At 67.1% G+C, this 19787-nt stretch carries 15 protein-coding genes and 1 pseudogene; 10 read left to right on the top strand and 6 right to left on the bottom strand.

Going from position 1 to position 19787, the window contains the following annotated elements:
- Window positions 1–331: 331 nt before the first annotated feature.
- Window positions 332–505 carry a 50S ribosomal protein L32 gene (rpmF, locus tag A5791_RS24625; RefSeq protein ID WP_067242709.1) on the bottom strand — a complete coding sequence of 58 codons (174 nt, stop codon included), beginning with the start codon at window positions 503–505 and terminating at the stop codon, window positions 332–334.
- Window positions 506–744: 239 nt separating this feature from the next.
- Between rpmF and A5791_RS24630 the strand changes: the two genes are divergently transcribed.
- From A5791_RS24630 to A5791_RS26625, 9 genes are all read left to right on the top strand, one after another.
- The gene (locus A5791_RS24630; protein WP_156661593.1) at window positions 745–2427 is read left to right on the top strand and encodes an acyclic terpene utilization AtuA family protein; all 1683 of its coding nucleotides are present in this window, start codon (window positions 745–747) and stop codon (window positions 2425–2427) included.
- Window positions 2424–3572: an acyl-CoA dehydrogenase family protein gene (locus A5791_RS24635; RefSeq protein WP_067242713.1), complete on the top strand. Its 1149-nt coding sequence runs from the start codon at window positions 2424–2426 to the stop codon at window positions 3570–3572. The genes A5791_RS24630 and A5791_RS24635 overlap by 4 nt, the downstream gene beginning before the upstream one ends.
- A 2-nt stretch (window positions 3573–3574) precedes the next feature.
- Entirely contained in the window at window positions 3575–5164 is a 1590-nt protein-coding gene (locus A5791_RS24640; RefSeq protein ID WP_156661594.1) for an acyl-CoA carboxylase subunit beta, read from the top strand.
- A 5-nt stretch (window positions 5165–5169) separates the two neighbouring features.
- The gene (locus tag A5791_RS24645; protein ID WP_067242717.1) at window positions 5170–7206 is read left to right on the top strand and encodes a biotin carboxylase N-terminal domain-containing protein; all 2037 of its coding nucleotides are present in this window, start codon (window positions 5170–5172) and stop codon (window positions 7204–7206) included.
- Window positions 7206–8372 carry an acyl-CoA dehydrogenase family protein gene (locus A5791_RS24650; protein ID WP_067242719.1) on the top strand — a complete coding sequence of 389 codons (1167 nt, stop codon included), beginning with the start codon at window positions 7206–7208 and terminating at the stop codon, window positions 8370–8372. The genes A5791_RS24645 and A5791_RS24650 overlap by 1 nt, the downstream gene beginning before the upstream one ends.
- Before the next feature lie 10 nt (window positions 8373–8382).
- Window positions 8383–9195: an enoyl-CoA hydratase family protein gene (locus tag A5791_RS24655; protein ID WP_067242722.1), complete on the top strand. Its 813-nt coding sequence runs from the start codon at window positions 8383–8385 to the stop codon at window positions 9193–9195.
- Between the two features lie 189 nt (window positions 9196–9384).
- Window positions 9385–9987, top strand: a complete 603-nt coding sequence (locus A5791_RS24660) for a DUF1707 domain-containing protein (RefSeq protein ID WP_067242724.1) — start codon at window positions 9385–9387, stop codon at window positions 9985–9987.
- Window positions 9988–10089: 102 nt separating this feature from the next.
- Complete coding sequence (locus tag A5791_RS24665) at window positions 10090–10443, top strand: hypothetical protein (RefSeq protein ID WP_231996002.1); 354 nt, start codon at window positions 10090–10092, stop codon at window positions 10441–10443.
- Complete coding sequence (locus tag A5791_RS26625) at window positions 10424–12115, top strand: alpha/beta hydrolase (protein ID WP_156661592.1); 1692 nt, start codon at window positions 10424–10426, stop codon at window positions 12113–12115. The genes A5791_RS24665 and A5791_RS26625 overlap by 20 nt, the downstream gene beginning before the upstream one ends.
- Before the next feature lie 81 nt (window positions 12116–12196).
- Here the strand turns inward: A5791_RS26625 and A5791_RS24675 are convergent, their stop codons facing one another.
- The 5 genes from A5791_RS24675 to A5791_RS24695 form a co-directional block, all read right to left on the bottom strand.
- Window positions 12197–14197 (bottom strand): VWA domain-containing protein, encoded by a 2001-nt coding sequence (locus A5791_RS24675; protein ID WP_082967122.1) that lies wholly within the window; start codon window positions 14195–14197, stop codon window positions 12197–12199.
- Window positions 14190–15575, bottom strand: a complete 1386-nt coding sequence (locus A5791_RS24680) for an ATP-binding protein (RefSeq protein ID WP_067242728.1) — start codon at window positions 15573–15575, stop codon at window positions 14190–14192. The genes A5791_RS24675 and A5791_RS24680 overlap by 8 nt, the downstream gene beginning before the upstream one ends.
- Before the next feature lie 44 nt (window positions 15576–15619).
- On the bottom strand, window positions 15620–17185 hold the full coding sequence (gene purH / locus A5791_RS24685) for a bifunctional phosphoribosylaminoimidazolecarboxamide formyltransferase/IMP cyclohydrolase (RefSeq protein WP_067242730.1): 1566 nt from the start codon (window positions 17183–17185) through the stop codon (window positions 15620–15622).
- A complete protein-coding gene (gene purN / locus A5791_RS24690) occupies window positions 17182–17835 on the bottom strand; it encodes a phosphoribosylglycinamide formyltransferase (RefSeq protein WP_067242732.1) in 654 nt (217 codons plus the stop codon). Before purN ends, purH begins: the two co-directional genes overlap by 4 nt.
- Window positions 17836–18138: 303 nt before the next feature.
- Complete coding sequence (locus A5791_RS24695; RefSeq protein WP_067242734.1) at window positions 18139–19467, bottom strand: DUF6350 family protein; 1329 nt, start codon at window positions 19465–19467, stop codon at window positions 18139–18141.
- Between the two features lie 90 nt (window positions 19468–19557).
- Here A5791_RS24695 and A5791_RS27395 point away from each other — a divergent pair.
- Window positions 19558–19779: pseudogene (locus tag A5791_RS27395) on the top strand (hypothetical protein); the annotation flags it as partial.
- Window positions 19780–19787: the final 8 nt, after the last annotated feature.

Genomic DNA, 19787 nt, shown 5'->3' on the forward strand with positions numbered 1-19787 from the left:
GCCCGACTTTCGGTGTAGCGGAGGGCATTGAGTGTGCACTGTTGGCGTTCGGTGTGAAGCCTGGGCGTTGAGCGTGAGGTGGGGGCGTTCGGTGTGAGCCTAGGGCGGGAAGCCGCGCAAATTTCCGCCCAGGATTCACCTGCAAAGCCCAGGATTCACGCTCAACGCCCAGGCTTCACACCGAACGCCAACAGTGCACACTCAATGCCCTCCGCTACACCGAAAGTCGGGCAATACACGCCGAACCGCAGTGCTGATGCCCATTTCACCGGGCAAAGACTGCTGCGGCAGTTGAGACCGCTGCGGCCAACGCGGCCGGAGATCCTCTGGGTTAGCGCTTGTCGAGATCGATCAGACCGAGGCGGGCCGCCTTGAGCAGCCTGCGAGGCACCTTGTGCTTTTGTCCCGCCACCGTCACACCGACGAGCTCGGTTCGGGTGGCCTTCCACTGCGCGCGCCGGCTTCGGGTGTTCGCGCGCGACATCCTGCGCTTGGGTGTCGCCATGGTCGGGCCTCACTCCTCGGTCGGGGTTTGAAGACGGTCTCGCGGGGCATGGTCACGCGGTGCGCCCGTACAGGCAGTCAAGGATAGTCGGTGACCTGCCGGCCGCCAAAACGGCGTCGCGACGCCCAGCCGGTTGGCGCCACCCAGACGACTCCCGCTAACCTACCGGTTGGTTGGTTTGTTTTCCGCCACCGGTGGTCCCAATGAAGGGAGGGCGCGTGGCCCCATCGTCCGGTGCCGTGCGAATCGGGAACTGCTCGGGTTTCTACGGCGACCGGCTGTCGGCGATGCACGAGATGCTCACCGGTGGCGAACTGGACTACATCACCGGGGATTATCTGGCCGAGCTGACCATGCTGATCCTCGGCCGCGACAAGATGAAACACCCTGAGCGCGGCTACGCCAAAACATTCCTGACCCAACTCGAAGAGTGCCTTGGGCTGGCGATCGACCGTGGGGTGAGCATCGTCGCCAACGCAGGCGGACTGAACCCCGCCGGACTGGCGGAGGCGGTGCGCGCGCTGGCGCAACGGCTGGGCATCCCGGCCCGGATCGCCTACGTCGAGGGCGACGACCTGTTGCCCCGGGCGGCCGAACTGGGACTCGGCAACCCGTTAACGGCCAACGCATACCTGGGTGGCTGGGGTATCGCCGACTGCCTCAACGCCGGAGCCGACGTCGTGGTCACCGGCCGCGTCACCGACGCCTCGGTGATCGTCGGGTCGGCGGCTGCGCACTTCGGCTGGGGCCGTACCGACTACGACCAGCTGGCGGGCGCCGTGGTCGCCGGCCACATCATCGAATGCGGTGTCCAGGCCACCGGCGGCAACTTTTCCTTTTTCACGGAAGTTCCCGATCTGACCTATGCGGGCTTTCCGCTGGCCGAGGTCGACGCCGACGGCTCGTCGGTGATCACCAAGCATCCCGGCACCGGCGGGCTGGTCAGCGTCGATACCGTCACCGCCCAACTGCTCTACGAGATCACCGGCGCTCGCTACGCCAACCCCGATGTGACGGCCCGGATGGACAGCATCGAGCTGTCTGACGACGGCCCGGACCGGGTGCGCGTCAGCGGTGTGCTCGGCGAGCCCCCACCGCCCACCCTCAAGGTCTCGCTGAACAGCATCGGCGGGTTCCGCAACTCCATGACGTTCGTGCTGACCGGGCTGGACATCGAAGCCAAGGCCGACTTGGTGCGACGGCAGCTCGAATCCGGTCTGTCCGTCAAGCCAGCCGAGCTGCAGTGGACGCTGGCCCGCACCGACCACCCCGATGCCGATACCGAAGAAGCCGCCAGCGCGTTGCTGAGCTGCGTGGTCCGCGATCCGGACCCTGCCAACGTGGGACGTCAATTCTCCTCAGCAGCAGTCGAATTGGCGCTCGCCAGCTATCCGGGATTCACCTCCACCGCCCCGCCCGGCGACGGCCAGGTGTACGGCGTCTTCCGGCCCGGCTATGTCGATGCCGCCCTGGTGCCGCACGTCGCCGTCCACGCCGATGGCACACGTTCGGAGATTCCTTGTGCCACCGAGACTTTGGAGTTGGCACCGGCGGACACTCCGGCATTGCCGGACCCCCTGCCGCCCGGCCCGGCCCGGCGTGTGCCGCTGGGCCTGATCGCCGGCGCCCGCAGCGGCGACAAGGGAGGATCGGCCAACGTCGGCGTCTGGGTGCGCACCGACGAGCAGTGGCGCTGGCTGGCCAATACGCTGACCGTCGAACTGCTCAAGCAACTCCTGCCCGAGACGGCCGATCTCGAGGTCACCCGCCATGTACTGCCCAAGCTGCGGGCGGTGAACTTCGTCATCGAGGGAATCCTCGGTGAAGGCGTCGCCTACCAGGCGCGATTCGATCCACAAGCCAAGGGGCTGGGCGAATGGCTGCGCAGCCGCCACGTCGACATACCGGAGAGATTGTTGTGAGCATCTGGACCACGCCGGAGCGCGAGCAACTGCGAAAGACCGTGCGCTCCTTCGCCGAACGGGAGATTCTGCCCAACATCGACGAGTGGGAACGCACCGGCGACCTGCCGCGCGACCTGCACCAGCGCGCCGGAGCGGCCGGGCTGCTGGGCGCCAACTTTCCGGAGGCCGTCGGCGGTGGCGGCGGGGACGGGGCCGATGCGGTGGTGATCTGTGAGGAGATGCACCAGTCCGGCGCGCCGGGAGGGGTGTTCGCGTCGTTGTTCACCTGCGGCATTGCGGTTCCGCACATGATTGCCTCCGGCGACCAGCGGCAGATCGATGCGTACGTGCGCCCGACACTGACCGGCGAGAAGATCGGCGCCCTGGCCATCACCGAACCCGGCGGCGGGTCGGACGTCGGGCACCTGCGCACCACCGCGGTGCGTGACGGCGACCATTACATCGTCAACGGCGCCAAGACCTACATCACCTCCGGGGTCCGCGCCGACTATGTGGTTACCGCGGTGCGCACCGGAGGCCCTGGCGCAGCGGGAGTTTCGCTGCTGGTGGTCGACAAGGGCACACCTGGCTTCGAGGTGAGCCGCAAGCTGGACAAGATGGGTTGGCGGTCCTCGGACACCGCCGAGCTGTCCTACACCGATGTCCGGGTCCCCGCGGACAACATCGTCGGCAGCGAGAACTCGGGCTTCGCCCAGATCGCGCACGCCTTCGTTGCCGAGCGCATCGGGCTTGCCGCTCAAGCCTATTCGAGCGCGCAACGATGCCTGGACATCACCGCGCAGTGGTGCCGCGACCGGGAGACGTTCGGCCGTCCGCTGATCTCGCGGCAGGCTGTGCAGAACACGCTCGCCGAAATGGCCCGCCGCATCGACGTGGCACGCGTCTACTCACGCAGTGTGGTGGAGCGCCAACTGGCTGGAGAAACCAACCTGATCGCGCAGGTGTGCTTCGCCAAGAACACCGCAGTCGAAGCCGGCGAGTGGGTGGCCAACCAAGCGGTGCAGCTATTCGGCGGCATGGGCTACATGGCCGAATCCGAAGTCGAGCGCCAGTACCGGGACATGCGAATCCTGGGCATCGGCGGCGGCACCACCGAAATCCTCACCGCGCTGGCCGCTAAACTCCTGGGATACCAATCATGACCGTGCTGCAGTCCACACTCGACCCGAACGCCGAGGGCTACGCTGAGGCAGCCGCGGCCGCGACGTCACGGCTCGACGAGATCGACGCCGAACTGGCCAAAGCGCTTGCGGGTGGCGGTCCCAAGTACGTCGAGCGCCACCACGCCCGCGGCAAGATGACCGCGCGGGAACGCATCGAGCTACTCGTCGACCCGGATTCGCCGTTCCTGGAACTGAGTCCGCTGGCGGCATACGGCAGCGCGTTCACGGTCGGCGCCAGCCTGGTCACCGGCATCGGCGCGGTCTCCGGCGTTGAATGCATGATCGTCGCCAACGACCCCACCGTCAAAGGCGGCACCAGTAACCCCTGGACGCTGCGAAAGATACTGCGGGCCAAGCAGATTGCGTTGCAGAATCGGCTTCCGGTGGTTTCGCTGGTGGAATCCGGCGGCGCGGACCTGCCCACGCAGAAGGAGATCTTCGTACCCGGCGGACAGATGTTCCGCGACCTGACCCGGCTGTCAGCGGCGGGCATCCCCACTATCGCGTTGGTATTCGGCAACTCCACCGCGGGCGGTGCCTACGTGCCCGGCATGTCGGATCACGTGGTGATGATCAAGGAACGCTCCAAGGTGTTCCTGGCCGGACCCCCGCTGGTGAAGATGGCCACCGGTGAAGAATCCGACGACGAATCGCTGGGCGGCGCTGAAATGCACGCGCGCATATCGGGTTTGGCCGACTACTTCGCGGTCGACGAACTGGACGCCTTACGCATCGGCCGGCGCATAGTGGCCCGGCTGAACTGGCGGAAGCAGGGGCCCGAACCGAAACCCGTGACCGAGCCGCTGTTCGTTGCCGAGGAGTTGATCGGCATCGTCCCGGCCGACCTGCGCATCCCGTTCGACCCGCGGGAAGTGATTGCCCGCATAGTCGACGGCTCCGAGTTCGACGAATTCAAGCCGATGTACGGGTCGTCGCTGGTGACCGGGTGGGCCCAGTTGCACGGCTACCCGGTGGGCATCCTGGCTAATGCGCGAGGCGTCTTGTTCAGCGAGGAGTCGCAGAAGGCAACCCAATTCATCCAGCTGGCCAACCGCTTTGACACGCCATTGTTGTTCCTGCACAACACCACCGGCTACATGGTGGGCAAGGATTACGAAGAAGGCGGGATGATCAAGCACGGCTCGATGATGATCAACGCCGTGTCGAATTCGACGGTCCCGCACATCTCGCTGATCATCGGCGCGTCCTACGGCGCCGGCCACTACGGCATGTGCGGCCGCGCCTACGAACCGCGGTTCCTGTTCGCCTGGCCGAGCGCCAAATCCGCGGTGATGGGCGGCGCGCAGCTCTCGGGCGTGCTGTCGATCGTGGCCCGCGCGGCCGCCGAGGCTCGCGGGCAGCAGGTCGACGAAGCGGCCGATGCCGCGATGCGCGCCGCCGTCGAAGGCCAGATCGAAGCCGAATCACTGCCGATGGTGCTGTCCGGGATGCTTTACGACGACGGGGTGATCGATCCGCGCGACACCCGCATCGTGCTGGGAATGTGTTTGTCCGCCATCGCCAATGGCCCGATCAGGGGAACGTCGAACTTCGGCGTCTTCCGGATGTGAGCCTCATGCCTGTGACTCGAGTGCTGGTTGCCAACCGGGGCGAGATCGCCCGGCGGGTATTCGCCACCTGTCGGCGGTTGGGTCTGGGAACCGTCGCCGTCCACACCGACCCGGATGCGGACGCGCCGCACGTCGGCGAGGCCGACGCGCGGGTGCGCCTGCCGAACACCAATGATTATCTGAACGCCGGAGCGATCGTCGCGGCCGCGCGGGCGGCAGGCGCCGACGCAATCCACCCCGGATACGGATTCCTCTCGGAGAACGCCGAATTCGCAGCCGCCGTGCAAGAGGCCGGCCTCACCTGGGTGGGGCCGCCGGTGGACGCGGTGCGGGCGATGGGCTCCAAGATCGAGTCCAAAAAGCTCATGGCCGCCGCCGGCGTTCCGGTGCTCGACGAATTGGACCCCGAGACCGTCACCGAAGCGCAGCTGCCGGTGCTGGTCAAGGCGTCCGCGGGCGGTGGCGGCCGCGGGATGCGGGTGGTTCGCGAATTGTCGGCGCTACCCGGCGAGGTCGAGGCGGCGCGTCGCGAAGCGCAGTCCGCGTTCGGTGACCCGACGGTGTTCTGCGAGCGCTACCTGCCCACCGGGCACCATGTCGAGGTTCAGGTCATGGCCGACACCCACGGTACCGTGTGGGCCGTCGGCGAACGCGAATGCTCGATCCAGCGCCGCCACCAGAAGATCATCGAGGAGGCGCCGTCGCCGTTGGTCGAGCGGGTTCCGGGCATGCGCGCGAAGCTGTTCGACGCGGCGCGGCTGGCCGCCAGTGCGATCGGCTACACCGGTGCGGGAACCGTGGAGTTCCTGGCCGATGATGACGGCGAGTTCTACTTCCTGGAGATGAACACCCGGCTGCAGGTCGAGCACCCGGTGACCGAGGAAACCACCGGGGTGGACCTGGTCGAACTGCAGCTCGCGGTCGCTTCCGGCGGTCGGCTCGAGGCCGAACCCCCTGCGGCCACAGGGTATTCGATCGAAGCCCGGCTGTATGCCGAGGATCCGGCGCGCGGCTGGCAACCCCAGGCCGGCGTGGTGCACACCATCGACGTGCCGTCGGTTGCCGCCGAATTCTCCTCGCTGCGACGGCACACCGGGATCAGGCTGGATTCCGGCATCGTCGACGGCTCGACGGTGTCGATCCACTACGACCCGATGCTGGCCAAAGTCATCTCCTACGCGCCGACGCGCCGCCAGGCGGCGCTGGTACTGGCGGACGCGCTGGCCCGCACCCGCCTGCACGGCCTGCGCACCAACCGCGAGCTGTTGGTCAACGTGCTGCGGTACCCGGCCTTCCTCGACGGCGCCACCGACACAGCATTTTTCGACACGCACGGCCTGACAGGGCTGTCCGCGGCGCTGGCCGACTCGGCGACCGTGCGACTGTCGATGATCGCCGCCGCGCTTGCCGACGCCGCACACAATCGCGCCACAGCAAGCGCGTTCGGTTCGATTCCCGGCGGCTGGCGCAACGTGGCGTCGGGCTATCAGGTCAAGACCTACCGCGACGATGGCGACGCCGAGCACCAGGTCCAATACCGGTTCGGCAGAACCGGATTGGCGCTGCCCGATGATCCGGCGGTGCAACTGGTCTCACTGGCGCCCGATCAGGTGGTGCTGGACGCGGACGGGGTGGCCTTTCGGTTCCTGGTGGCACAGTACGGCCAAGACGTGTACGTCGATTCGTCCCGCGGCCCCGTCCACCTGACGGCGCTGCCGCGCTTCCCCGAGCCGGGTTCGGCCGTCGAACGAGGGTCTCTGGTGGCGCCGATGCCGGGCAACGTCATCCGGATCGGCGCGGCCGTCGGCGATGCCGTCACTGCCGGTCAGCCACTGATCTGGCTCGAGGCAATGAAGATGGAGCACACCATCACCGCACCGAACGACGGTGTGCTCACCCACCTCGACGTCAACACCGGCCAGCAAGTGGAAGTCGGCGCGGTCCTCGGAGTGATCGCAAGCGCGGCGCAGCCGGGCGCAGCGGGTCGCGACCATCCAGACCCGGCTCGCGTGGAAGCGCCCGACCCAGAAGGAGATTCGTAATGATCGATACCAGCTTCATCGAGAGTGAGGAGCGCCGGGCGCTGCGCAAGGCGGTATCCGAGTGGGCCTCCAACTACGGCGGCGAGTACTACCTGCAGAAGGCTCGCGCGCACCAGCACACCGACGAATTGTGGTCGGAGGCAGGAAAACTCGGCTTCTTGGGGGTGAACCTGCCGGAGGAGTACGGCGGTGGCGGCGCCGGGATGTACGAGCTGTCACTGGTGATGGAGGAGATGGCAGCGGCGGGTAGCGCGTTGCTGCTCATGGTGGTATCGCCCGCCATCAATGGCACCATCATCAGCAAGTTCGGCACCGAAGAGCAGAAGAAGCGCTGGATCCCGGCCATCGCCGACGGCTCCCTCACTATGGCGTTCGCTATCACCGAGCCCGACGCCGGATCCAACTCACACAAGATCATCACGACCGCCCGCCGCGACGGCAGCGACTGGATCCTCAAGGGCCAGAAGGTCTTCATCTCCGGAGTCGACCAAGCCCAGGCGGTGCTTGTGGTGGCCCGCACCGAAGAGGCCAAAACAGGCAAGCTGCGCCCCGCGTTGTTCGTGGTGCCCACCGACGCGCCCGGCTTCACCTACACCCCGATCGAGATGGAGCTGATCAGTCCCGAGCGCCAATTCCAGGTGTTCATCGACGACGTGCGACTGCCGTCCGACGCGCTCGTCGGCGCCGAGGACGCCGCCATCGCCCAGCTTTTCGCGGGCCTGAACCCCGAGCGCATCATGGGTGCGGCCAGCTCGGTAGGCATGGGTCGGTTCGCGCTTAGTAAGGCCGTCGACTACGTCAAGACCCGCAAGGTCTGGTCCACTCCGATCGGCGCACACCAGGGCCTGTCACATCCGTTGGCGCAGTGTCACATTGAGATCGAACTGGCCAAGCTGATGATGCAGAAGGCCGCGTCGCTCTACGACAGCGGCGACGACGTGGGTGCCGCCGAAGCCGCCAACATGGCCAAATATGCTGCGGCCGAAGCGGCTAACCGCACGGTCGATCAGGCTGTGCAGTCGATGGGCGGCAACGGGCTCACCAAGGAGTACGGCGTGGCGGCGATGATGACTTCGGCACGGTTGGGAAGAATCGCCCCGATCAGCCGGGAAATGGTGCTGAACTTCGTCGCACAGACATCGCTGGGCCTCCCCCGAAGCTACTGAAGTCGTACTGATGGAAACGGTTGTCGAATATGCGGGGCCGGCCGAGTGCGGCGGTCCATTCGCGCGGCTGACGCTGAACTCGCCGCACAACCGCAACGCGGTTTCGACCGCGCTGTTGACTCAACTGCACCAGGGGTTGCGTGACGCCGTGGCGGATCCGGCGGTGCGCGCGGTTGTCTTGGGACATACCGGCGGCACTTTCTGCGCGGGCGCGGACTTGAGCGAAGCCGGCAGCGGGTCGCCACAATCGGCATTTGACACGGCGGTGGCGCGGGCCCGGGAGATGACCGCCTTGTTGCGTGCCATCGTCGAATTGCCGCTGCCGGTCATCGGCGCCATCAACGGGCACGTCCGGGCCGGCGGGTTCGGACTGGTCGGCGCCTGCGACATGGTGGTCGCCGGTCCCCGCAGCACCTTCGCGCTCACCGAGGCCCGGATCGGCGTCGCGCCGGCGATCATCTCGCTGACACTGCTGCCCAAAATGTCGTCGCGGGCCGCCTCCCGCTACTACCTGACCGGCGAGACGTTCGACGCTCACACAGCGGTCCAGATCGGGCTTGTCACGATGGCGACGGACGACGTCGACGGGGCGGTGGCCGGCCTGGTCGCCGACGTCGGCAAAGGGTCACCGCAGGGCCTCGCCGCCTCCAAGGCCCTCACCACGGCCGCAGTCCTGGCGGCCTTCGACCGCGACGCCGAACGCCTCACCGAAGAGTCAGCGCGACTGTTCGTGTCCGAGGAAGCCCGCGAAGGCATGCTCGCGTTCCTGCAGAAGCGTCCGCCGAGTTGGGCAGCCTCCACCACTGACGATGCCGGGCGCTGACGAGGGGCCCGAGCCGTCAAACGGCACCCGCCGGAAATGCGCTGTAACGACAAGAAACCACCCACGGGACCGGCTCGGGGAACCGTGCGTCGGCCGTGAACAACTGGTGACCAGCAGCTATGCGACACGGAGGTTGCAGTTTAGCCAACCCACTTGCCCTAAGTCCTGGACGTCGTACGCTCGTGGGTGATGAGCAACTCCGCTCGACGTGACACGAGGGACGCGCGTGACGAACCGTCGCGCGCGGGCGACACCGATCGCATCATGCTCGCGCAACTGCTGGCCTATGCGGCCGAGCAAGGCCGTCTGCAGCTGAACGACTACGAAGACCGGCTCACCAAGGCCTATGCCGCCACCACATACGAAGAATTGGATCGACTCCGGGCAGACCTGCCGGGTGCACCGATAAACCAGCGCCGCGGCGGCAAACCCAATCCGGCGCCTTCGACGCTGCTGCTGGCCCTGCTGAGCGGGTTCGAACGGCGCGGCCGATGGAACGTGCCGAAGAAGCTGACCACCCTCACGCTCTGGGGCAGCGGGGTGCTGGATCTGCGCTACGCAGACTTCACGTCGACCGAGGTCGAAATCCATGCGTATTCGATCATGGGCATGCAGACCATCCTGTTGCCGCCGGAAGTCAACGTCGAGATCCATGGCCACGGGGTGATGGGCGGCTTCGACCGTGAGGTTCTCGGCGAAGGTGTCCGGGGCGCTCCGACGGTGAAGATCCGCGGCTTCTCGTTGTGGGGCGGCGTGACCATCAAGCGCAAAGCCCGCAGGCCGCGCAGGTAGTTCGCCGGGAAGAGTCCCTCACAGCCACCCGCTGTGGAAGCTTTTGCGTCTGCTCACGACGGTGAGTAGCCCGCCCTTTGAGTGCGTGTAATACTCCGCGCGATGCACCCGAGAGTTGTTATGCCGCAACAGTTGCGGACGACTCCTGATTCGCTCGTCCGGATCGGCAATGAGCTGGCCGACCATGGCGAGTCATTGCTGGCCCTGCAACTGTCCTGCCACGGCGTGGCCGAGCGCGCGCAGCCCGGATGGGTCGGATCGTCGGCGCAGGCCTTGTCCGGACTGCTCGACGGGTGGGCCATGACCAGCACCGCGCACATCGCCCGCTTCGGCGAGCACTCCTGCGGCATGCACTTCGCCGCCGCCCGCTTCCAGCAGATGGAGCAGCGCAACACCGTGGCCCTGGCCCAGCTGAGCACCGCGGCGAAACCAGGCGATGACGCTGACCTTGGCTGACATCGAACGTTGGGACCCGGGGGCGGTCGCAGCCGTGTTCGAGGCGGCGATCAAACGTGCCCACGGCACACGCGTGGCGTCGGCTGCTCTGAGCGACACGACGCGACTGCTCGACTTCGGTGGTGACGCCGCGGATGCGGCGCAGCTGGCCATCCACCACACGACCGTCATCCTCGACACGCACGCCGACGCCTGCCAGGCGGTCGCCCGGGCGGCGCAGAAGTCGGTCGAGGAGATCACCGTGATCAAGTCGCGGCTTCGAGCGATCAGGCAGACTGCACGGGATCTTGGCCTGACGATCGATGACGTCACTGGCACCGTCGTCCCGCCGGGCGGCTTTCCGTGGTTATCGACCGCCGACCGCGATCGGATCAGCGAAGCGCACTTCGACCTGACGCGTGGCATCACCAACCTGCTGGCCGACGCCGAACGGGCCGACGAGGACCTCGCCGCGGCGATCCGCGGCGCCGAGGGCGATCTGTCTGCCGAGCAAGTCGATGCCCAAATAAGCGGTACCGCAGTCGAAGTGCTGCAGACGCCGCCGTCGGGCAGCAGTCCCGCTGGGGTCAACAAGTGGTGGCATTCGCTGACCCCTGGCCAGCAGGATCGGGTCAAAGAGCGGTACGGGGGTAGCATCCGCAACCTCGACGGCATACCCGCTGATGTCCGCAGCGAACTCAATATGCCTGTGCTGCAACGCGAAATCGACCGACTCGAGAACGGCTGGCTCAACGCCGACGGCTGGCATACCAACCCGGACAAGCTCGCTGATCTTATTGCGCTGCAACAGGCTTTAACCGCGCACCCGGGCGCTCGCCTGATGCTGTTGGACGCCGACGGCGATCCCCGCAAAGTGCTCGCGGCGATCGCTATCGGTGACGTCGACGATGCTGACTGCGTCGGCGTCACCGTGGGCGGCCTCAACACCCGGGTCAGCTCCAGCGTCGGGCAAATGGTGCGCGAGGCCGAAGCCCAGCGCAACAAGGCAAGCGAATTACGCAGACTGGCGGGCAAGCCCGGATACGACGCGGTGGCATCCGTGGTATGGCTGGGCTACGACGCACCCGATAGCCTCACCGACGTCAGCAATATCGGGCTGGCGCGCAAGAGTGCGGGTTCGCTGAACAACTTCTACAAAGCGCTCGCGGCCACCACCAGCGTCGCCGATCAGCGCATCACCGCTCTCGGACACTCCTACGGGTCACTGGTGACCAGTCTGGCGTTGCAGCAGGGCGCGCCGGTCAGCGACGTCGTCCTGTACGGCTCACCCGGGATCGAACTCGGCGACGCCGCGCAACTGGGCGTCCAACCTGGGCACGCCTACTACCTGATCGGCGTCAATGACCATGTGGCCGATGTGATTCCCGGATTCGGCATCTTCGGTCGCGCACCACAAGATGTGCCCGGAATGACGGAGCTGTCGACGAGTACGGGCCTGGCGCTGGGTGGGCAGTACGGCGACGGCCAGGTTCACGAACGGGCATACGGTCATTCGGAATATCCTCGCGTCGGGAGCAACGGGGAACTTCGGATGAGCGCCTACAACATGGCGGCGGTGCTGGCCGGACTGCCCGACGACCTCGTCATGCCGCGTGCGTCGGGCGTGGACCGGCTGCCCGGCGGGAGCGGCCCGTACGAATTGCCGCCCGCGCCGCCGCAACACCAGTTATGAACGCGAGCCTATGGGCGCGAGCAGACGCAGAGTCGCATAAATGCCATGCGATTTACGCGATTTTGCGTCTGCTCGCGGGACCTAAGGGTGGCGTCGGGACCGCAGGTAGTCGCCGACTACCGCCGCTCCCAGCCCGTCGAGATCCGGCACCACGACTCGTCCCTCGACCCGTCGCGCCACCTGGTCGATGAACCGCGCCAAGCCGGGGTCGCTGCCCAGCCGGAAGATCGTGATTTGTGCGCCCAGCCGGGCCATGTCGTCGAATCCGCGCACGGTGTGGGCGATGGTCCGCGGATGCGGCGGGTAATCAAAGAACACCGCGCTGCCGTCCCCGTCGAAATCCTCCAGGTGGGCGGTCGGCTCACCGTCGGTCACCACCAGAACGACGGGCTGCGCGTTGGGGTGCCGCTTGAGGTGACGCCCGGCCAGCGCAAGCGCGTGATGCAGGTTGGTGCCCTGCTCGTAGACGCCCTCCAAGCCGGTCAGCTCGGCGGCGGTCACTGTACGCGCATAGCGGCCAAAGGCGATGATCTGCAAGGCATCTGACCGGAACCTGGTGCACACCAGGTGGTTGAGCGCCAGTGCCGTTCGCTTCATCGGCAGCCAGCGGTTCTCCATCACCATCGAAAACGAGGTGTCCACCAGCAGCGCCACCGCGGCCTGCACGCGGGTCTCGGTCTCGGAGACCTCGACGTCGTCGACGGTGATCCGAATGGCCGACCTCTGGCCGGCCGATCCCGTACCGGCTTGGCGCAGCACGGCATTGGTGAGCGTACGGGGGATGTTCCACGGTTCGGTGTCGCCGAACTGCCAGGGCCGGGTGGCGCCGGTCAGCTCACCCGCCGCTCCGGCGCGACGATGGTCACGCTCACCGCGGCGCCCGGAAAGCTGTTGTGCCACATCACGTAACGCTGCTTCGCCCAGCCGTCGCATCGCCTTCGGAGAGAGCCGCCACTGACCGTCGGATCCACGGTCGAAGAAGCCCTGGTTGACCAGCGCGCGCTCCAGTTCGGCCAAGGTGCGGGCATCGATGGCGGCCTGGTCACCGAGCTGGCGGGCCAGCGCGTCGAGATCGACGTCGTCCATGGTGGCGCCCGGATAGCTTTGCGACAGTTGCTCGGCGAGCTGCTCCAGCTCGCCGATATCGGCCAGTGCCTGCGTGCCTTCGCCCATGCCGAACGGGTTGTCGCCGGAGAACTCCTCGGATCCCGTCCAGTCTTCGCCCGGCCGCGCAGCCTGCAGATGCGCATCCAGCCGATTCAGCGCCTGCATCAACGCCGGCGATCCAAATGCCTGCTGCGCCAGCGCATCCAGCTCGGCCCGCTGTTCGGGACTGAGGCTGTTGCGGAAGCGTTGGGCCGCAGCTGCTCGCTTGGCCAGCGAGTCCAGCAGCTCCTCGACGTTGCGCGGGTTCTCCGGGAAGAACTCGCCATGCTTGTCCATGAACTCGTCGAAGTCCTGCTGGGTGTCTTCGCCGCGAGAGTGCTTGTCCAGCAACTCGTTCAGGTCGTCCAGCATCTCGTTGACACGCTGGCGGTCGGCGTCGGTGGATCCTTCCAGCGCCTGCTTCATGCCGGCGAAACGTTGGTCCAGCATCTCCCGGCCCAGCAGATCCTTGATCTGCTCGTACTTTTGGCGGGCTTCGCCGCTGCGCCAGTTGTAATCGGAAAGCTCCTGCACGGCCTTGGCCGGCGACGCCGGAAGCGCATCCAACTGCAGCTCGCCGAAGCGCGCGTCGTCGTCCAGAGCCCGGGCCAGCTCCTTGCGTTCGGCCAGAACCGCCTCGTCGAGCAACCTCTTTATCTCCTGCAGGGTGCCGTCTAAGTTGTTGCGGCGCAGTAGTTCTCGTCGACGGCGGTTAGCCTCGGCCGCCAACCGGTCGGCTCCATTCAGGTTCTGGGTGCCGCGCCGCAGTAACTCGGACAACGCCCGGCGCGGCGAGGTGCCCGCCATGACGTCCTGCCCGATCTGCTCTAGCGCCTCGCGCAGATCCACCGGCGGAGCCAGCGGGTCCGGCCCGCCGGTGTACGCCGAGTACCGCGACGAGTGGCCTCGAGAAGGGGGAGGCCCGGGTTTAGCCATAAACGGTTTGGCCCTCCCCGGAGACCTTGTCGATCCGCTTCGCCAGGTACAGCGCCTCCAGCGCAAGCTCCAGTGCGGCGGCGCGTTCGCCTTCGGATTCGGCCCGCAGCTTTCTCGCGATACTGTCCACCACGGGCAGCCCCGGAACGGCGGCCAGCACATTCTTCGCCGATACCCGCTCGCCCGTCGTCACCGTGGAACCGCTTTCGACGGCGGCCACCAAGGAGCCGACGTCGATGCCGCCGAGCACCCGTGACGCGGTGTCAGCGGTCGAACGGCGCAACAGGTGCTCGAGCACCGCCTGTTCACGGCCTTCCTCGCCGGACTCGAATTCCAGCTTGCCGCGCAGCACGTCGATCACCGTGCCCAGGTCGACCACTCGGGCAACCGGGTCGGTCTCCCCCAGCACCGCGCCGCGGTGCCGTGCGGAGGCAGCTACCGTCTCCGCCGCCGCGATGGCGAAGCGTGCCGAGACCCCCGAGCGCTGATCGATGGAGTTGGACTCCCGCAGGTAGCGGGCAAACCGCGCGATCACCTGCATGAGGTAGTCGGGCACCTGCGCGCTCAGGTGCGCCTCCTGAGCGATGACGCCCATCTCGGCCTCGAGCTCCAGCGGGTAGTGGGTGCGGATCTCCGCGCCGAAGCGGTCCTTGAGCGGAGTGATGATGCGACCCCGGTTTGTGTAGTCCTCGGGGTTGGCGCTAGCCACCACAAGGACGTCGAGGGGCAGGCGCAGGGTGTAACCGCGGACCTGAATGTCGCGCTCCTCCATGACGTTCAGCATCGACACCTGGATGCGCTCGGCGAGGTCGGGCAGTTCGTTGACGGCGACGATGCCGCGGTGCGCGCGCGGGATGAGCCCGTAGGCGATGGTCTCGGGATCACCGAGGCTGCGGCCCTCGGCGACCTTGACGGGGTCGATGTCACCGACCAGGTCGGCGACGCTGGTGTCCGGGGTGGCCAGCTTTTCGGTGTAGCGCTCGCTGCGGTGCTTCCACTGCACCGGCAGGTCGTCGCCGAGTTCGGCGGCCCGCCGGATCGACTCCGGCGTGATCGGTGTGTAGGGGTGCTCGCCCAGTTCCGCCCCCGCGATCACCGGCGTCCACTCGTCCAGCAACCCGACCAGCGCCCGCAACAGCCGGGTCTTGCCCTGACCGCGTTCACCCAGCAAGACGAAGTCGTGGCCGGCGATCAATGCCCGCTCCAGCTGAGGCAGCACGGTCTCGTCGAAACCCAGGATGCCGGGCCAGACATTGTCGCCGTCGGCCAGCGCGGTCAGCAGATTTTCCCGGATTTCCTGCTTGACCCCCCGCTCTCGATGACCAGCCGCACGCAGCTCGCCGACGGTCCGGGGCAGAAGACTCGGTGACGTCACCACTCCACGCTACGACGAGCGGCCTCAGTACGCCCTACCAACCCTGGTCAATGGGCGAAGTGACGAGCTCCGGTGAGGTACAAAGTCACACCGGCTTGGCCCGCGGCGGCTGTCACTTCGTCGTCGCGCACCGAGCCGCCGGGGTGCACTATCGCCTTGACTCCGGCGGCCGCCAGCGTCTCCAGTCCGTCCGGGAAGGGAAAGAACGCGTCGGAGGCTCCAACCGCGCCACGGACCCGGTCGCCGCCTCTTTCAACGGCCAGCCTGGCGGCGTCGACTCGATTGACTTGACCCATGCCCACCCCGACGGTCGCGCCGTCGGCGGCGATCACGATCGCGTTCGACTTGACGGCGCGGCAGGCGCGCCAGGCGAAGACCAGGTTGGTGAGGGTGGCCGGGTCGGCCGGCTCGCCGGTGGCCAGGGTCCAGTTGGCCGGGTTGTCGCCGTGCGCGTCGAGCTGGTCGCGCTGCTGCATGAGCAGTCCGCCGCTGATCGGCCTGATTTCGTGGCCGCCGGTCAGGGGCTCGGAGGCCACCAGCACCCGAATGTTCTTCTTGCGCGTCAGCAACTCGACGGCGCCGGGCGCATAAGCCGGCGCGACTATCACCTCCGTGAAGATGGTGCTGACGTATTCGGCCATCTCGACGCTGACCTCGGTGTTGGCCGCGATGACCCCGCCGTATGCGCTCAACGGGTCGCATTCGTGCGCCTTGCGATGTGCGTCTGCCACCGAAACGTCGGAGATGGCGATGCCACATGGGTTGGCGTGCTTGATGATTGCCACGCACGTCTGCTCGTGGTCGAAGGCCGCCCGCCAAGCCGCGTCCGCATCGGTGAAGTTGTTGTAGGACATGTCTTTTCCGTGCAGCTGCTCGGCCTGCGCCAGGCCGGGCCAAGCGCCCGGGTCAACGTACAGCGCGGCCTGCTGGTGCGGGTTCTCGCCGTAACGCAGCGTCGCCTGACGACGCCAGTTTCTGGCGAACCACTGCGGGAACTGCGCCTGCGGATGCTCGGGTGCCAGCGTGTCCTGCATCCAGCTCGCGACCGCGATGTCGTATTCGGCGGTGTGCTGAAATGCCAGTGACGCCAACCTTTTACGCTCGGCGAGGGTAAATCCGCCGTCACGCACCGCGGCCAGCACGCCGTCGTACCCGAGCGGGTCGGTGACCACAGCGACGCTGGGATGATTCTTGGCCGCGGCCCGGACCATCGACGGGCCGCCGATGTCGATCTGCTCGACGCACTCGTCGACCCCGGCCCCGGATTCCACGGTCTGGCTGAACGGGTACAGATTGACCACGACGAGCTGGAACGCCTCGATTCCGAGCTCGTGCAGGGCGGCTTCGTGTTCGGGCTTGCGCAGGTCGGCCAGCAGACCGGCGTGCACACGCGGGTGCAGCGTCTTGACCCGGCCGTCGAGCACCTCGGGGAAACCGGTGAGCTCCTCGACGCGGGTCACCGGAATACCTTTGTCCGCAATGGTTTTGGCCGTGGATCCGGTCGAGACGATCTCGACGCCGGCCGCGGTGAGGCCCTGCGCGAGGTCTGCCAGCCCGGTCTTGTCGTACACGCTGATGAGCGCGCGGCGAATCGGCTTCTTGTCCGTGCTCATGCTGTGCCCATCCCGGGAGTCGCCTTTCGTCCGATCGTCGCTTTTCCTCCGAGCACCGTCACGCCATGGATGGCGATCGCGGCCACCACGTCGACAAGCAATTGCCGTTCGGTGACCTTGATGCGTTCGTGCAGAGTCTCTTCGTCGTCGCCGTCGAGCACCTCGACGGGTCGCTGGGCCACTATCGGTCCGGTGTCGGTGCCGGCATCCACGAGGTGCACCGTACAGCCCGTGAACTTGACACCGTAGGCCAGTGCGTCGGCCACCGCATGCGCGCCGGGGAATGCCGGCAGCAGCGCCGGATGAGTGTTGAGGATGCGTCCGTCGAATCGCGAAAGAAATTGCGGGCCAAGGATTTTCATGAATCCGGTAGAGACGACCAGGTCGGGCTCGTAGTCGGCGGTCGCTGCTGTGATGGCGGCGTCCCACGCGGTGCGGTCGGGGTGGTCTTTCAGCCGGACGGTGAAGGACGGGACCCCGGCCTGGGTGGCCACCTCGATCGCCCGGCAGTCGCGATCCACGCCGACCGCGACCACCCGCGCCGGGTAGTCGTCTTGAGCAGCGTTCAGCAGCGAGTTCAGCAGTGAACCGGTGCCCGACGCCAGCACCACCAGCCGCGCCGGTGCACTCGGGGGCACGGGTTCCTGCACACGGGCAGCCTAGTCTGGCGTGGGTAAGCGCCGCTGAGGAGGCCGACGTCGCGTCGGCTCTGCATTCAGGGCTGTGTGCAGCCGCGAACGGTAGCCCTGAGCGCAGTCTCGATGCCGCCAGTTCAGGCTGGTGTTCGACGGCTTTGGTCGTGAACTGACGGCTTTCGTGGTGCACTGTGGGCTTTCCATGTGAATCCCGGGCGCGAATCGGGCGCTGATTTCCGCCCAGGATTCACTCGCAAAACCCAGGATTCACGCGCAAAGCCCGGGACGAAAATGTCGCTGTTCCGAAGACGCGCCGGGCTACTCCTCGACATCGCGCGCCGGCTCGTTATCCACGGGCGCGTCCTCGTCGGCACCGAGAGCGTCCTCGCTGAGGACGGGCTCGACGGGCTCGTCTGCGGCCGGTGCGTCCTCGTCGCCGACATCGGCCGGCTCGTCGAGTTCCTCAGCAGGAGCTGCAACGGGTTTCGGCCGTCTGGGCCGTCGGCGGATCCCGCCGGCCATCATCACCGTCAGGCCGCCGACGACGGCAAACCAGAAGAACACGCCGATCACCAGGGCGCCCTGGTCAACGCCGACGTCGCCGAAGTTGCCCAACCGGCCGCTTCCGCCGTACGCCAGCAACGACATCGTCAACGCCCCGGCGATCGCCGCCACCAGCAGCTTGGCCATCGCCGGAACAAACAGCAGCGCACGCCGGGCGCACTGCTGGCCGACCACCACGCCCGACGACGCGCCCACGATCAGCAGGGCAACCCAGGCCGGCCCCAGCTGCGGCGTCGGGAGCGCGGCAAGGATCGGCAACGCCGGGATATCACCACCGAAAACGGTGAACGCGCTGAACGTCGCAAAGCCGAGGTGCGCGCTGGACCCGACGGTAACCGCAGCGGTGCCCACGATGACGTTGGGCGCGTACAGCATCGACAGCACGGTCAGGCTGAACTGACCGAATATCGAATCGGTGATGCCGTAGAGATCCTGCATCGTCGCCCAGTGCACAACCAAAGACCCGACCGTCACCAGGCCCGAGAGGCCGAACAACGCCAGTACGCCGGCCGAGGCGGCGCGTATCGAGTCGGCCAGCCAATCGGGCAGCGGCGAAGCCGCCAGCGCCCGTCGTCCCACCCGCGACCAGATTCCGATCGCAGCGCCGATCGCATGCACCACCAGCACGCTGACGAATGCGCGCAGGGCGCTGGGCGTCTGCAGCTCGGTGAGCACCGACGACGCGTCATGGATGACCGCCAGTGCGATGGCCGCCAACAGCACAGGCCCGCCCAGCGCCGACGCGAGCACCCACCTGATCACCAGCCATGACGACTGCGCGGAGGTGGCCCGCGCGGTGGTGCGCGCGGTCGCCCACACCATCAAAAGGACCGGCAGCAGCGGCATCACGCCCAGCTCGCGGCCGCCGATGGAGATTGGCACGGCATGCACGCCGAGCCACATGCTGGCGATCGCACCCAAGGCGCCGGTCATGTCGCTGTTGGCGATCAGCAACTGCAGCAACGTGACGGCCGCGATGATCAACAGCGCGATCAATGCGGGGCCGAATGCGACCCGGACGAGATCACGCGCTTGACGTGCGCCCGCAGCCCGGTAGTCCGCGCCTTCTGACACCCTTTTCACTCTCGGCGCATGTGCCTGACTAGACGCGGATGCGTCGGGTTAGGCCGGCGCCGACCCAGGTGACGACTGCGGGCCCTGGCCGTAGTTCTGGGCCTGCTGGCCGCCGGGCAGTCCGGACCCCAGCCCACCTTTCAGACACCCACCACGCCGCCCACCGGCTTCCCCAGCTACGGTCCGCCGCCGTCGGCCAACGCGGGCAGCGGCTCCGACGCTGGTTCGGCGACGGTCAACTACTCCAATCCCCCCGGCGGCCAGCAGGCCCAGAACTACGGCCAGGGCCCGCAGTCGTCACCTGGGTCGGCGCCGGCCTAACCCGACAT

It is taken from the genome of Mycobacterium sp. 852002-51163_SCH5372311 (assembly GCF_001667115.1).
In the GTDB taxonomy this organism is placed as follows: domain Bacteria; phylum Actinomycetota; class Actinomycetes; order Mycobacteriales; family Mycobacteriaceae; genus Mycobacterium.

Excerpts from the sequence above, each read along its gene's own strand:
- A5791_RS24675 (WP_082967122.1), bottom strand. The coding sequence starts at position 14,197 with ATGGCTAAACCCGGGCCTCCCCCTTCTCGAGGCCACTCGTCGCGGTAC.
- A5791_RS24645 (WP_067242717.1), top strand. The coding sequence starts at position 5,170 with ATGCCTGTGACTCGAGTGCTGGTTGCCAACCGGGGCGAGATCGCCCGG.
- rpmF (WP_067242709.1), bottom strand. The coding sequence starts at position 505 with ATGGCGACACCCAAGCGCAGGATGTCGCGCGCGAACACCCGAAGCCGG.
- purH (WP_067242730.1), bottom strand. The coding sequence starts at position 17,185 with ATGAGCACGGACAAGAAGCCGATTCGCCGCGCGCTCATCAGCGTGTAC.
- A5791_RS24655 (WP_067242722.1), top strand. The coding sequence starts at position 8,383 with ATGGAAACGGTTGTCGAATATGCGGGGCCGGCCGAGTGCGGCGGTCCA.
- A5791_RS24650 (WP_067242719.1), top strand. The coding sequence starts at position 7,206 with ATGATCGATACCAGCTTCATCGAGAGTGAGGAGCGCCGGGCGCTGCGC.
- A5791_RS24665 (WP_231996002.1), top strand. The coding sequence starts at position 10,090 with ATGCACCCGAGAGTTGTTATGCCGCAACAGTTGCGGACGACTCCTGAT.
- A5791_RS26625 (WP_156661592.1), top strand. The coding sequence starts at position 10,424 with ATGACGCTGACCTTGGCTGACATCGAACGTTGGGACCCGGGGGCGGTC.
- A5791_RS24660 (WP_067242724.1), top strand. The coding sequence starts at position 9,385 with ATGAGCAACTCCGCTCGACGTGACACGAGGGACGCGCGTGACGAACCG.